Origin of the sequence: Spiroplasma endosymbiont of Seladonia tumulorum (genome assembly GCF_964020235.1) — a bacterium.
Taxonomy (GTDB): Bacteria; Bacillota_I; Bacilli_A; order Mycoplasmatales; family Mycoplasmataceae; genus Spiroplasma.
Genome location: NZ_OZ026545.1, coordinates 588285 through 602303, shown reverse-complemented (window position 1 = coordinate 602303; position 14019 = coordinate 588285). Strand labels below are relative to the sequence as shown.

The 14019-nt window shown below is 24.2% G+C and carries 22 protein-coding genes; 4 read left to right on the top strand and 18 right to left on the bottom strand.

The window, feature by feature from the left end; all coding sequences use genetic code 4:
* Positions 1-13: 13 nt before the first annotated feature.
* A complete protein-coding gene (locus tag AACL22_RS03895) occupies positions 14-802 on the bottom strand; it encodes an IS3 family transposase (RefSeq protein WP_338992991.1) in 789 nt (262 codons plus the stop codon).
* A 140-nt stretch (positions 803-942) separates the two neighbouring features.
* Positions 943-1206 (bottom strand): hypothetical protein, encoded by a 264-nt coding sequence (locus AACL22_RS03890; protein WP_338989742.1) that lies wholly within the window; start codon positions 1204-1206, stop codon positions 943-945.
* A 431-nt stretch (positions 1207-1637) separates the two neighbouring features.
* Between AACL22_RS03890 and AACL22_RS03885 the strand changes: the two genes are divergently transcribed.
* The 3 genes from AACL22_RS03885 (at position 1638) to AACL22_RS03875 (ending at position 3608) form a co-directional block, all read left to right on the top strand.
* Positions 1638-2519, top strand: a complete 882-nt coding sequence (locus tag AACL22_RS03885) for a hypothetical protein (RefSeq protein ID WP_338989740.1) — start codon at positions 1638-1640, stop codon at positions 2517-2519.
* 23 nt (positions 2520-2542) lie between these two features.
* Positions 2543-3178 (top strand): hypothetical protein, encoded by a 636-nt coding sequence (locus tag AACL22_RS03880; protein ID WP_338989738.1) that lies wholly within the window; start codon positions 2543-2545, stop codon positions 3176-3178.
* Between the two features lie 94 nt (positions 3179-3272).
* The gene (locus tag AACL22_RS03875; RefSeq protein WP_338989736.1) at positions 3273-3608 is read left to right on the top strand and encodes a hypothetical protein; all 336 of its coding nucleotides are present in this window, start codon (positions 3273-3275) and stop codon (positions 3606-3608) included.
* Positions 3609-3633: 25 nt separating this feature from the next.
* Here the strand turns inward: AACL22_RS03875 and AACL22_RS03870 are convergent, their stop codons facing one another.
* The 16 genes from AACL22_RS03870 to AACL22_RS03795 form a co-directional block, all read right to left on the bottom strand.
* Positions 3634-3810 (bottom strand): hypothetical protein, encoded by a 177-nt coding sequence (locus AACL22_RS03870; RefSeq protein ID WP_338988709.1) that lies wholly within the window; start codon positions 3808-3810, stop codon positions 3634-3636.
* 6 nt (positions 3811-3816) lie between these two features.
* The gene (locus AACL22_RS03865; protein WP_338989733.1) at positions 3817-4290 is read right to left on the bottom strand and encodes a hypothetical protein; all 474 of its coding nucleotides are present in this window, start codon (positions 4288-4290) and stop codon (positions 3817-3819) included.
* Between the two features lie 44 nt (positions 4291-4334).
* Positions 4335-4958 (bottom strand): ERF family protein, encoded by a 624-nt coding sequence (locus AACL22_RS03860; protein ID WP_338989731.1) that lies wholly within the window; start codon positions 4956-4958, stop codon positions 4335-4337.
* Complete coding sequence (locus AACL22_RS03855) at positions 4942-5079, bottom strand: hypothetical protein (RefSeq protein ID WP_338989728.1); 138 nt, start codon at positions 5077-5079, stop codon at positions 4942-4944. The genes AACL22_RS03860 and AACL22_RS03855 overlap by 17 nt, the downstream gene beginning before the upstream one ends.
* 108 nt (positions 5080-5187) lie before the next feature.
* Entirely contained in the window at positions 5188-5595 is a 408-nt protein-coding gene (locus tag AACL22_RS03850; RefSeq protein WP_338989725.1) for a hypothetical protein, read from the bottom strand.
* Entirely contained in the window at positions 5586-6002 is a 417-nt protein-coding gene (locus AACL22_RS03845) for a single-stranded DNA-binding protein (RefSeq protein ID WP_338989096.1), read from the bottom strand. The genes AACL22_RS03850 and AACL22_RS03845 overlap by 10 nt, the downstream gene beginning before the upstream one ends.
* A gap of 2 nt (positions 6003-6004) precedes the next feature.
* Positions 6005-6142: a hypothetical protein gene (locus AACL22_RS03840; protein WP_338988699.1), complete on the bottom strand. Its 138-nt coding sequence runs from the start codon at positions 6140-6142 to the stop codon at positions 6005-6007.
* A gap of 1 nt (position 6143) precedes the next feature.
* On the bottom strand, positions 6144-6317 hold the full coding sequence (locus AACL22_RS03835; RefSeq protein ID WP_338989722.1) for a hypothetical protein: 174 nt from the start codon (positions 6315-6317) through the stop codon (positions 6144-6146).
* Between the two features lie 13 nt (positions 6318-6330).
* Positions 6331-6498 (bottom strand): hypothetical protein, encoded by a 168-nt coding sequence (locus AACL22_RS03830; RefSeq protein WP_338989654.1) that lies wholly within the window; start codon positions 6496-6498, stop codon positions 6331-6333.
* Between the two features lie 9 nt (positions 6499-6507).
* Positions 6508-6648, bottom strand: coding sequence for a hypothetical protein (locus tag AACL22_RS03825; RefSeq protein ID WP_338989719.1), 141 nt, complete (start codon positions 6646-6648; stop codon positions 6508-6510).
* Between the two features lie 6 nt (positions 6649-6654).
* Positions 6655-6792, bottom strand: a complete 138-nt coding sequence (locus AACL22_RS03820) for a hypothetical protein (RefSeq protein WP_338989716.1) — start codon at positions 6790-6792, stop codon at positions 6655-6657.
* 1358 nt (positions 6793-8150) lie between these two features.
* Positions 8151-8414: a hypothetical protein gene (locus AACL22_RS03815; protein ID WP_338988774.1), complete on the bottom strand. Its 264-nt coding sequence runs from the start codon at positions 8412-8414 to the stop codon at positions 8151-8153.
* A 50-nt stretch (positions 8415-8464) separates the two neighbouring features.
* Positions 8465-9037 (bottom strand): hypothetical protein, encoded by a 573-nt coding sequence (locus AACL22_RS03810; RefSeq protein WP_338989715.1) that lies wholly within the window; start codon positions 9035-9037, stop codon positions 8465-8467.
* Between the two features lie 95 nt (positions 9038-9132).
* Positions 9133-10359 carry a hypothetical protein gene (locus AACL22_RS03805; RefSeq protein ID WP_338989713.1) on the bottom strand — a complete coding sequence of 409 codons (1227 nt, stop codon included), beginning with the start codon at positions 10357-10359 and terminating at the stop codon, positions 9133-9135.
* Positions 10360-10376: 17 nt separating this feature from the next.
* Positions 10377-10523 carry a hypothetical protein gene (locus AACL22_RS03800; RefSeq protein ID WP_338989711.1) on the bottom strand — a complete coding sequence of 49 codons (147 nt, stop codon included), beginning with the start codon at positions 10521-10523 and terminating at the stop codon, positions 10377-10379.
* Positions 10524-10728: 205 nt separating this feature from the next.
* The gene (locus AACL22_RS03795; protein ID WP_338989709.1) at positions 10729-12051 is read right to left on the bottom strand and encodes an Mbov_0401 family ICE element transposase-like protein; all 1323 of its coding nucleotides are present in this window, start codon (positions 12049-12051) and stop codon (positions 10729-10731) included.
* 103 nt (positions 12052-12154) lie between these two features.
* Here AACL22_RS03795 and AACL22_RS03790 point away from each other — a divergent pair, with 103 nt between their 5' ends.
* On the top strand, positions 12155-13891 hold the full coding sequence (locus AACL22_RS03790) for a hypothetical protein (protein WP_338989552.1): 1737 nt from the start codon (positions 12155-12157) through the stop codon (positions 13889-13891).
* Positions 13892-14019: the final 128 nt, after the last annotated feature.

The following is a 14019-nucleotide window of genomic DNA, read 5'->3' as shown; positions in this document are numbered from 1 at the left end:
AAACAAACAGAAATTAATTAGTATTAAAAATAAATCTAGTAAAGTAGTAGAGTGCACCCATTTTAGTAAGTACTAATAAAAAAGTATTTACTATTTTTTTAATTATATCTTTTTCTTTACGATTTGAATATCATGTATTTCATTTTATAACATCTTGTATATATTCTTCATGTGAATTATATATTTTATTATGGATTGTAGCTTTCTTAAGTAATGAATGAAAACTTTCTATAACAATATTATCTGCACAGTGGTAATTTTTTCCCATTGAAATTGTAATACCGTTAGATAAACATTTATCGTGATAAATAGTGGATGTATATTGATATCCGTGATCTGAGTGAATTATTATTCCATTCAGATCTTTTTTTATTAATTTTATTTTATTAAATGCATCATTTAAATTATCCATTACTAATTTATTGTCATTATATTTAGATCACTTTACATCAACTATTTCTTTAGTATATCCATCAATAATTGTTGATTGATAATATCTTTCTCCTTTTCAAATTAAATATGTTACATCAGTATATAGTACTGAAAACCTTGTTTTTATATCATTGAATTTACGATTAATTAAATCAGGATATTGCAATAAGCTTTTTTCTTTATTCTGTTTATATTTCATTTTTCTTCTCATTTTTCTTACATATTCAGGTTGTATTTGATTATCACGCATAATTCTTAAAACTTTTTTTGAATTATATTTTATACCATAATCTTCCTTTAAATATTTAGTAATTCTTCGATAACCAAATTGTTTTAAATTTTCTTCATAGACTTTTACAATATCATTTATTGCTTTTTTATCTTTTTTGCTACTGTCATAATTTTTATATTTATCTCAATAACTACGTTTTAACCCTGTTACTTCTAGTAATAATTTTATTGAATATTCACAAAAATTTTGTTTAATAAAAGAGACAATTCTTAGTTTGCTTAATTGTAAAAGTCATGGAGCTTTTTTAATAATTCATACCTTGTTTTATAATATTCTAAATTTCTTTTGGCAAAAGAAATTTTAGGTCCTTTAGGATTGTTTAATTTTCCTTTTTTTTGATTTGCTCATCAAGATTCTACTGTATTTGCATTTATATTATATTGTTTTGCTACTATTCAACAACTTTTTTGTTTAATTTCCTCAATGATTTTTGTTCTAAATTCTGATGTATATTTGTTATATTTTTGTCCTTTTTTTGCCATATAAAAATGCACCCCCTATAAAAATTTAACAAAATCTTTTTTTATTTTACTTACTTTTTGGGGTGCACTCTAAACTGGTTTAATTGAATATGATAAATGATTAAGTTATATTCAATCTGCTTGTTTATTAGCAGTTATAAATTGATATTTACCAAAAGGAGTTAATGATTTAACTGGTAGTGCTTCATTTTCACAAGATGGAGTTGCTTATTCACAAACTAATGACCCTGAAGCAAATGAAAATATTACTCGTGATGTTAAAAATGCTTTAAAATTAGCCGGTGAAATAATTGATATTATATCTAGTAAAACAGTATTTAGACCTTATAATTATAGTTTAGATAATTATGCTCATCCATGAGAAGAAGAATATAAACATATTAGTAAAAAAACTTTTTATCCAACATTATTATTTTGATTAAAAGATAGAATTGTTAAAGATAATAGTATTAATATTAGTTATCCTACAAAAAAATGATTTTAGTAAAATTGATTATAATGAATATATTAAATTAGTCGTTCCGTTTGATAATGATACTATTTATGAAGAAAATGGTGTTTGAAAAGCAAAACAAAGTGGTGAAATTCCATCGGATGTTATTAAAGATAGTGATTTAAATAAAAATTATATTGAAAAAGTTGATGATAAATATATTGTAAAAACATCACAAGATATTAATACTAAACAAGATAAATTAGTAAGCGGCACAAATATTAAAACTATTAATGGTTCTTCATTATTAGGCAGTGGTGATATATCTATTAGTGGTGGCAATGATTGAGAATTAATTAATTATCCAGAAGCAAACGAAAAATTAACATTTAAAATTCCAGATTATGATTTAACAAAATATTACTATAAAATATCAATTTCAATAACAGATTATGCATCTGCTAATAAATTTGTACCACATTATTTTGAAACAATATCACAAAAATCAATTTTTTCATTTTTAGCAGCTAATTCTTATGAAAGCATAACAATTAAGCAAGATGGATCAATTAAAAATGAAACAAATAATATTGTTATTAAAGATTTAACAATTAAAAGAAAATTAATAAATAATAGCGAATTAATGTCAAATGAACCACATTCTATTTATAATCGTGATATGGATATTGATTTACCCAAGTATCAAGAAAAAACATCGGACTCTTATGATATAGTGATAAGAAAAATAAATAGTGCAACAACTATTAATGAATTAAATTTATTTGAAAAACATCCAATATGAAGAATTATTTCAAATAATAGAAATGATATTAAAGAATTATTCAATAAAAAATGATTAGAATTAAATAAAAATGAATAAAAAATTAAATGAGGTAAATAATTATGAAACAAGATAAAATAACTTGATTAAAGGGTGCCTTACCTTGAAATTGATTTAAAAAAGACCCTATTCCGACTTATAATTGAACTCATAAAGATATTAGAGAATGAGAAAGAAAATATAAAATTCGTAGTTGAGTAGTTAGTTTTTATACATTGATATTTTTAGCATTAAATTGTTGATTAGAGTATGGGATGATTAATGGCATTAAAGACCAAATTAATTGGTATAATTATGGACAATATTGAGGTAATGGAATTGCTATTTTGATAACACCTTTATTTACACACGGAATTCAAGGTATATTTGTTGCTAGTAGTAAACCAAAAGTAGATATGAAAATTGATATACCAAGATTAAAAATATCTAAAATGGGATTAGTATTTACAATATTACCTTTAATTACTTTAATAATTTCTTTAATTATTATTTGAATTGATAAATCAAAATGAAAAAAAGACCATTTAAGACATTGTTTTGACTGTCGTATTAATCCGCGTGTCGTTCAACCACGAATAGCTAAACAATGAAATAATTTAGATGGCATAACAGAAGAAAAATTAAAAAATATACAAAATGAAAATATTAAAAAACAAAAACAAGAAGAAAATAAACAAGAATTAAATATAAACAAATAATTAAATTTTATTAAAATAGACTATATTTATAGGGGTGGTTGATATTTTTGGGTGGTTATATAGTTTAATTTATAAATTATTTTGTTTTGAAAGGATGGATGGCCACTGTTTGAGTAAGGATGAGAAAGGAAGTAAAAAAATGTTAAATGATACATTAATGATTGCTTTACTTGTATTAGCGGGTGCTGGTGGAATGGGTAGTCTTGGTATTCTTGGATTATCTGCTAAGAAAATTAAAAAATATAAAGCAGAAATTAGAGAATTAAGAACAGCTGTTATTGCACACGAAAAACATTTACGAGGACCTGAATATGCAACAGAATTAGCACTTAAAACAGGTCAAATTAAAAATGTTAAAAAACAAGTTAAAGTAAACAACAAAAAACAAGAACAAAAAGATGCTATTAGACAACTAACAAATAGTATTTAAAAAAATAACCTTAATTGGTTATTTTTTATTTTTCTTTATTGTGTTTTATATAAAAATTAATAAGATGTTCTATTCGTTGTGAATAAGTATCAAAATTTAATTTATTTCAAACTTTTTCTTCATTTTCATTTAAGTAAACATTTATATTACGAATTTTACAAGAATAATATTTTCTTGTTTTTTGATTGTATGATTGTTTCATAATATATTACCTCTCATAATGAGCAATAATAATTGCATCGCGTAAATGATTACTTATTTTATCATTATTATAAAATCAACCCTTACCATATTGATAAGTTAAATTAGTATCTTTATCAAATTTTCATAAATAACTATCATTATATTTACTTAAATTTTCCATATTTTTAACCACTGATTTAGTATAACGGGGTGATATTCAATTAACATTATTTAATTCGTGTGTATCATATTTAATTACTCCAATTATTTTTAATAAATCATCACGGTCTTTTGAACCATTAGCATTTGTATATAAGCAATTTTCAATGTTTACAAGACAAACACTATTGCAGTGTTTAAATAATATATCTTTAATAAAATCAACTTGTTTTATTCATAAATAATTAGTAAATTCTAATTTTTCCTTTAATTTATTATCTTCATAAACAACAATAGCGGTAGTACCAGTTCCTGATGGGTCAATACTTATTTTTATCATTATCTTAAAAATCTTTCTTTAAATTGATAATAAAAATCTTCGCTTTATTTTCTAATCAGAACTGGTGATAATTTTTCAACATTTAATTCTTCTTTTAATCAATTTTTACCTTTTGAAATAATATCTTGTTCTATTTTTGTATTTGTAATAAAATTTTTAATATTATTGAAATGCTGTTCACTCATTCAATTTGGATTTGAGTTGTTAATAATTTCTGTTTGTTCTTTTTCTTGTTTAGAATTAATTTTACTTATTTCACTATTATCGGGGTCTAATTCTTCGGTTGGTAAACCTAATAGTTTGCTTAAAACATATTTAACTCCATAAGTTAATGCTGACCCAATACTTTTAGCGGGGTCAGTATTTTTCCCTGTAAAAGGTCAATAAGTTTTAATTTCTTCTGTTTCTTTACATAAAGTTAATTCCATTTCAAAATATGGTATATCATTAATTACTTTTAAAGTATCTTTCACATAACTCCAAATATATGTAATATGATGCTTTTTAAATTCTTTTTTAACTAATTCTAATACTTGTGCTTCACCAAAATAGTTATAAATTGTTCTACCATTCATTTGCATTGTTTGGTTTTTTTCTAAATATAATGATAAATCGTGTTGTATTTCACCAATACTTGCTACTAATGTTTTTTTAGTTTCTTGTGGCATTTTCTCATTCCTCTCTTTCTTGTCATATTAAAATTGCTTCTTTAATTTGTTCTAAATTTTGTTTAGTAATATCAACTTTTTCTTTAATTACTATTTTTAATTTTGGATTTATAATTATCATTAATATTTTTTTATTATCTATACAAAAGTCTTTTTCTAATAAATAATAAAGTTTTAATTGCCAAATATAGCGTTCAATATCTGTTTTCTCATTAGAACTAGTAATTTTTTAATCACATATTATATATTCATTATCAGTTGTTATTCCAATAAAATCAGTTGTCCCACACATTAAAGGACTATAAAGTGTTTTTTCAGTTTCATAATATTTAAATTTAATATCTTTAAAAGTTTCTTGATATAGTTTTGTAAAATTTTTAAATAATTCACGATGTGATTTTATTTCACAATCAATAAATTCAATTAATTCATCATCAAAATTATTTTTTATTCAAACATCAATCATATTATGTAAACATATTCCACGATTTTGTGCTAATTTTAAAATATTCTCATCAATTTGTGAAAAATCTTTTGACACTAAAATATTAACAATTTTACTTACACTAGGTATTAAAATACTATACTTATGTAATTCATTATTAAAAATATATAAAGGTTTTAAATCTAATCTCATAAAATTGTTTCATCATTACCAATATTTTGATTATCATTATTAAATAATTCTTTTGTCTCAGATGAATTAAATTCTATTTTTTCTTGTGGTTTATCAGATTTTTTTAAATCATTATTTGTATGTAAAAATTCATAATTAGATACTTGAACTATTCATTCAGTTTTATTATCTTTATTTTTAAAAGATTGTAAAACACCAGTAATTGCTATTTGACTACCTTTTTGACAATATTTTTGTAAAGTAATTGCTTGTTTATTTCAAACTTGACAAGGAATAAAATCAGTTTCTTTTTGTTTTGAATATGGGCGAGTAATTGCTAAATTAAAAATAGTATATTCTTTTCCATTACTTGTTTTCTTAATTTCAATATCTTTTGTTGTTATACCAATTCCAATAAATTTATTCATTATTAAATTTCCTCCAAATTCTTTTCCATAATTAAAGTATCAATATATTCATAAGCACTTTCTTCTGAATGACATTCTTCTAATGCTTCATTAAATAAATCTTCTTCGGTATAAACTTTGCCATTTTCATCTTTTCACATATTATTCACATCTTTGTCATTTAATATTTTCATTTTCTAAATCAATAATAGTTGTTAATCATTCTTGTTGATTTTCAACATTAGCAGTAGTTTTTGCTTCTTCTAATGTATAAAAACAGCTCGTTTTAAAATCACTATATTTACTTTTCATTACCAATAAGTATCTTTTATTCATAATTTAATTCCTCCTAATTCTTTTTAGTATTTAATGCTCAATGTTCATCTGTAATATCTTCAAATGATACTGAATAACTTTTAAGCATTAATTCACTTAATTTATTTTCTTGATTGCATTCTTTATGAAAACAATAACCTCAATATCTTTTTTTAATACAAGTTTTATTTAACTTTTTCATATATACCTCCTAAATTATTCCTTTGATTTTTTTCTCAAATTGCAATATTTTTCAACCATCAGAAGCTAAATCTAAAATATCGTTAATTTTGTAATATTGCATATAAGAAGCAATAACATCTCATTTATCTTTAAATAAATTTAAGTACATTTTGGCTTATTCTAAACATTGCAAATCATAATGTTTTTTATGATGTGAAATACGACAATTAATAGGTTGACAATTAACTCAATAAAATGATGTTGTTATTTCATTTCAAGTTTTATTAGTATATTTACTTTTATATTCTGTCATTTATTTTTCCTCCTAGTTTTAACTCGCTGGCACTCACTCCCAAGTGAAAGTGCCAAGCGAGAATTAGTTATATAAGTATTTATCTATTTATTTACTACGCCATCCGCTTCACTGGGGGTGAGCGGTGGCGGTATGTTAATTGTTTGAATGTTTAATAATACACAGTTGTTTTTTCTTTTTGAAGCCAGAGAGTTTTCTCTCTCTTCATCCGCACCATTTCAGGTCAAAGCGTTCAGTTTTTAAAATAAATCTACTCGCACCTTGAAGAGCCTAATGCTAGCTTTGTGGTTATTAAAACCGCTGCCATCCTCTATGGGATAAATCTATCGCAAATTTATTTATAAAGTGACCATCTCTTTGTTTATTGTCGTTTGATGTTGACCTTGCACTTATCACGACTATCGCTTAGTTATAAAACCAGCGCCGATTTACTTTTTTCCTCATACACTATTTCAGTACTTGCCTCGGCTGGCTGTGGGAATGAGTGTAAACTCATGTTCTTATGGAAGCACTTAGTTAAAAATAACTGTCCCACACTGCATTAAGTTGTTTTATTAAATCAAAGTTTTAAAAAACCAGGTTTCATAATCAAAGATAATTTTTGAATTTTCCAGTTTCTGATAAAACCGCTTTTGTTTTTTATCTTTTGTATGATTTAATAACTCTTTATGTTTTTTACAAGTTCATAAAACTTTATTTGATACAAATTCTTCGGTAATGAATGATATTTCTTTATAGCAATCACTAACATCACATATTGTTTGTTGATTATTAATTTCTATTACTTACTTCTTCCTTTATTAAGTTTTTTTATTAGCAAATTAATTAACTGAAACAGAGAAAGGACAACACCTTAAAATTGGAGAAAAAACAGGTACACTTTGTAAAGATTTCTAAGATATTTAATAAATGTTTAAACAACTTAAAGAGGGTATCAAAAAGTTGTAATAAAAGTTTCTATTTTAAGAATTTAAGATGCTGTCCTTTCTCTGAATCAATTAATAATTTTGGTTTAACAAATAAAAAAACCATTTTAGTAAATGGTTTAATTTATTATTTCTATTCAATTTCTATGTATTTGTTAAAACCCTTCTTTTTTCCATGCGATCAACTTTTTGAATTATATTTTATACCATAATCTTCCTTTAAATATTTAGTAATTCTTCGATAACCAAATTGTTTTAAATTTTCTTCATAGACTTTTACAATATCATTTATTGCTTTTTTATCTTTTTTGCTACTGTCATAATTTTTATATTTATCTCAATAACTACGTTTTAACCCTGTTACTTCTAGTAATAATTTTATTGAATATTCACAAAAATTTTGTTTAATAAAAGAGACAATTCTTAGTTTGCTTAATTGTAAAAGTCATGGAGCTTTTTTAATAATTCATACCTTGTTTTATAATATTCTAAATTTCTTTTGGCAAAAGAAATTTTAGGTCCTTTAGGATTGTTTAATTTTCCTTTTTTATGATTTGCTCATCAAGATTCTACTGTATTTGCATTTATATTATATTGTTTTGCTACTATTCAACAACTTTTTTGTTTAATTTCCTCAATGATTTTTGTTCTAAATTCTGATGTATATTTGTTATATTTTTGTCCTTTTTTTGCCATATAAAAATGCACCCCCTATAAAAATTTAGCAAAATCTTTTTTTATTTTACTTACTTTTTGGGGTGCACTCTAATTTTTAATAAATTATTAATTGTTTCTAATTTAGAAACTTTAAAACCCTTATAAAAATCTTTTCGGGCTAATTTTCCAATTGTATATAATAAAGTTTCATTATTAGCTTGTTTTGTAAAATCAAATATTAATTTATCAGATAAAATCTTTTTACCTCTAACTTGTCTTACAACATCTTCTAAATTATTAGCAGTTATTACACCTAATTTTTCAAGTAGTTTAGTTTCTTTCGCTAATTTTAAAATTTTAGTTGTTCGAGCAGCACGCGTTAATTTTCCAATACCACCAATTGCTGGTAGCAAATTTAAGGCAGTACTTTTTACTGTCACTTCTGATGTTAATTTATCGTATATTTGATTTACGGCAAAATCGGTTGCTGTTTCTACTCCAAATGAGATAAATGCTGCGGCAAAATTAGATAATCCCGCACCAAGACCAACAGCCGAAGCAATACCACCAGTTAAAACTGATAAACCAAGAGCTAAAACTTGAATTCCTAAAAATTCTAATAACTGTAAACCAAAATTTTTTTCTTGTTGTTGGATTGACAATCTAGTTGGATTTTTTTAACAGCATAAATAAGGGCTGTTTTAGATGTTCCAATTGGCATATATATCAAACGAAAAAGTACTATTTTTTAGTACTATTAAGAATTTTTAATTTTAACATCAATCGGATTTGTTTGACCAGTAGCGTTGTTTTTACCTTCAATTTGAACTTCAACAGTTTTATCACTTGTAATATTAATTGGTCAGTCTTTACCTTTACTTTCAATAAAGTAATCAAAATCACTTTCAGTTAAAGAACTATTTACGGCTTTAACTGCTTTTAAAACAACATCTTTAAATTGTGATTTTAACTGTTCGGCTATTGCTTTTGTTGGGTCTGTAACATGAATATTTGGTTTATCTATTTTATTAATTTTACTAATATCAATTTTTGAAACAATATGTTTAATAATTCCCTTCGGCTCAACTACTGCCCCACCTAAATATAAAACTCTTTCCATAATCAAAGTATTACCGATTCCAGTACCCAATGCAGCTGCACCAACTCTTAATGGAGTATGGTCTTTTTTGCGTAAGATAAGAGGGTCATATTTTTTACTAAATTTAAAGGCAATTGCATTAACACCATCTGGTAATAGAGTAATTGTTCCTTCTGAACCATCTTTATTAATAATTGGTAATTTTTTAAGAACCATATAATATGTTGTTCCTTCAACAGTTTTCATTGCTCCGCTTGTTTCAATTACATTGTTTATTTGGTCATTTGCTCCAAGTTGTAACTGTAATTTATTACGAATTCCACGAATAAAATCAGCCGAACCCAAGACAACTGTTTCTGATGGGGTAAATCCATTTTCATATATTTTATCCATAATTTCATCGTGAATTTGTAAAGCATTAGTATCATCTGCTTTTTGGCCTTGAATGGTTGTAACTACTCCTTTATTAATAATTTCTAAAATTTTATTACGTTTATAAGCAACCTCAGTATCCATTGCTTGTTCAATATCAGCAGCCCAAAGATTAGGGTTAAAATCACTTTCTACAGGGTCTAATTTACGAGCAAAAGTTAAAATTGTATCTAATTCAACAATTCCATCATCAAATTCTACTTCTGAATAATTTAATAATTTATCATCAGTATTAAATACTTTCCCATCTTTACCAGAACCTTCATTATATTTAATATTTTTCTTTCTTTTATATGCTAAACTAAATTTACTTGCATCTTTTCATGCAAATAATGCTTCTCAACTTAATTTTTGTTGATAAGTTTGTAAATATCATTGTTCAAATGTTTCTCGGTCTCGTTTTGTTGCTTGATTAGCAATATCGCCAAATATTCTTTGCGGGTTTTGTGCCATAATTTACTTCCTTCTTTCTATTTATTAAATACATTGTCTGTATCTAAAATATTGTTTTCTTTGTTTTCTACTTTTGGTACGCCCCCAGTATTAACTGTTTGTACCTTAATTAATTCATCATAAACACTTTGCAATTGTGTTTTAATGATTTCGGTAGTATACATTATTTTGAGGTTTTTAATAAAATTAAGTAATTAGAAACAAATTAAGTTTCGCTTATGACTAAATGATAACAAAATTTATAAAAAATTCAACTTTTTTTAAAAACATAATTTTTATTTGAAGAAATAATTTATAAAATTATGAATTTTGACATACTAAAAAATACTTTTTAAAGTTATTACTAATTTTAAAAGGTTTTTTTATTTTTTATAAAGATAAAAATTGATTTTGAAATTGATTTAAATTACAAATATTAAATTCAATTTTTTCTTTATTTTTTCTAGTTTTATCAATTTTTTCTTTATTTGTTTTACTATTAAGTCTTAACATTGAAAAAATTAACATATTAATAAATGTTTCTTTACAATATATTTTCGCGCCACGCCCTTTAACAGCCTTAATATAGTGTGATATATCTCCTTCCATGTGACAACCAATATTATATTCTAATGTTTGATTTTCAATACCTTCTTTATTATTTTTAATTAATTCAATAGTTTCTAATAAAAATTTCTTTTTATTATCAATAACATAGGGCAAATGACACATTAAAAAATCTAATAATGCTTCATAATTTCCAGTAAAAAAATATATTTTTGCTAATTTATATTTTAATCTATGAATTTGGTTTTTCTTACGATTTGGAAATAATTCTTTAAATCTTTTTACTAAATGAAATCTATCTAAACTATATGATACAGTATTATTTTTATATTTTGCTTTTATTGCTTTGTAAATTTTTTTAATTTGTTTTTCACCATCACTTAATATTAATATTTTAGTATCTTCATTAATATCATAAGTATCCATTGATTTAAAAATTTTATCAATAAAATTATCAATATTAGATTTATCATTTTTATTCTTATGATTTTTATTCATCATTTGAAAAACGCCTTTTTTCTTTTTCATTTTTTTTCTGTTTTTTGTTGATTTTTCTTCATCAACACCAACATGCATAGTTGAAGCAAATATTTTATTTTCAACTCTTTTTTTATTTTCTCACATAGGTTCAAAAGCCCCATCAATTTGAATATATAAAACATTATTTGGAATTTTAATTTTATTGTTATTTTTATTACTAATATAATCAGTTTTTTCTAAATCGGCATTTTTAAAAATATTAGATATTGTTCTTTCACTAATATTAGCGTTTTTGACAGTATCTAAAATATCTTTATATCTTTTTCCATCACCCATAAATGAAGTAATTTTATTTATTAAATTTTGTTCATTTCTTTGGTATTTTTTTAAACCTAATTCTTCATCCAAAGGATAGCGATTTATATATTCATTTTTTTCTTCATCATATTTAACATATCTTCGTCTTTTTAAAGGTATATCTCCATCTTCTGTTCTAATTGTTTTTGGTATTTTTGATACAACCTTATATCCTTGTAATATTTTTCCTTGTTGATATAATTTAAATATCTCATTATCTCTTTCAATTAAGAAATTTTTAGTTTCATTGTTTGTTTCTATTCTTTTATTTTCTTTATAATTTCCTAATAAATTATTTTTTAATTCCATTTTATAATTTCCTTTCTTAATTAAAAAAATATTTTAAATTATGATACTTAATTGATACTTAATACTTCATATAATCTTAACAAAAAAAGGAGGCTAATTAAAAATGCAAGATTTTACAAAAATTAATAACAAAAAACGAATTACTAGTTATGAATATTTAAATAAAAAATATGATTTAAATTTTAGTGACTTTAATTTTGGCTTTGATTGAGAAGTATTTAAAGATTTTGTTGGTGATAGTTATGCCCGATATTTTACTTCGCCAAGTTTTTTTAAGTTTGTCTCAGCGGGGCGTGGTACTAATAAAACATGAAATCATTTAGCAGAAAAATTATTTTTTGCTTGTAATTTTACTGATGCTTCATCTAATATTTTACGAAGATACGCTAACACCCACGAAGATACTACATTTGGCGATACAATTAATGTATGTAATTATCTATACGATAAATATGGGATTGATATAGGACCTGACAATGAAAATGGCATTGTTTGACCTAAAAATGTTAAAGAAGGCGGCGAGATTGTTTTTCCTAGTGGTGTTCGCATTGCTTTTGCTGGTTATGCTAATGGTAATAAAATTATGGGAAAAGTTGGTAAAGGTAGTGGTATTATATCAGCATGAACTGATGAAATGATACATGCCGAAGAAAAAGAAATCTTAACTGATAAAGAATTAGATAAAAGATATAATAATTTAAGAGTTTCAATGTTTCGTTCAAAAAGTTTAAAAGTATCTTATGAAAAATACACGGATGAAAATGATAATGAACAATATAATTTAGATAATCCTATTCCAATAAAAGAATTATCTTGGACATTTCAAGAATGAGACAACATAGCAAAACAATGCATAACAGTAACAACATATTTTCATAAAACATATTCTAATCAATTTACTTTTAATCCTTTTGATAAATACCATGTCTTTTATGAAAAATTTGTAACCCCATATTTACCCTTAAATGAAAGAATTAAAAATATTTTAAAAGAACACAATCAAGTATATTCAGAAAACAAACAAGCATTTAATGGTTTGGGTATTTTTAATTTACGATTAACAATGGGGGCTGTTTGAACTAAAATACCTGATATTACCAAAAAACTTGTTTTAACAAACAAAGAAGAACGACCTGATTTATTTGAACTTGAATACTACGGATTTGAATATAATGATAATGACCCCAGTATTTATGTTTTACGAAATTATCGTAAATATATTAAAGAATATAATTTACAAGATTTTTATAATCCAAATACAAAACAGTATCAATTTGATAGTTATTCAATTGGTGTTGATTATGCTAATGGTAGTGAAGACCATACGGTATTTTTGTTTAGTGGTTATAAAATTAATGAAAATAATGAATATGATAAATATTTAATTGAAGAAAATGTTGTTACACCTAAAAATTCAATGAATTTAAATGAAATAGTTGAATATTACGGACAATGAATAATTAATACATTTGATAAATTTGATGGTTTTGAATATGCTACATTTCATTATGATATTAATGCCCACGACTTTATGCAAAAATTACAAGAAGATATTTACCCTTATTTAGGCTATAAAATTAAAATGTTTAAAGCCAAAAAACATCAGACATCTCTTAATAAAGAAGCAGGTATAATCAATCGCGTAACATGAATAAGAAAAATGTTTGTTCAAGGCAAGATATATGGTATATTAGATAATTTCCCATTTTTAGATAAATGTATTAGTGAATTAAGATTTAGCGATACCAAAACAAATACACCCGATAGTAAAATGTACCATGACCCATATGATGCTTTGTTTTATGGTTCTTATCCATATCGTTTTAAAATGGGCATATAACTAATCCTATTTTTGGGCGAGCGGTTGATTTTCTTAAATTTTTGTGATAAAATGACTTACAAGTTAAAAAAAGTTTTGAGGTTCTTTCAAACAAATTTGGGAACCTTTATAAAATTCTTCGCTTAACG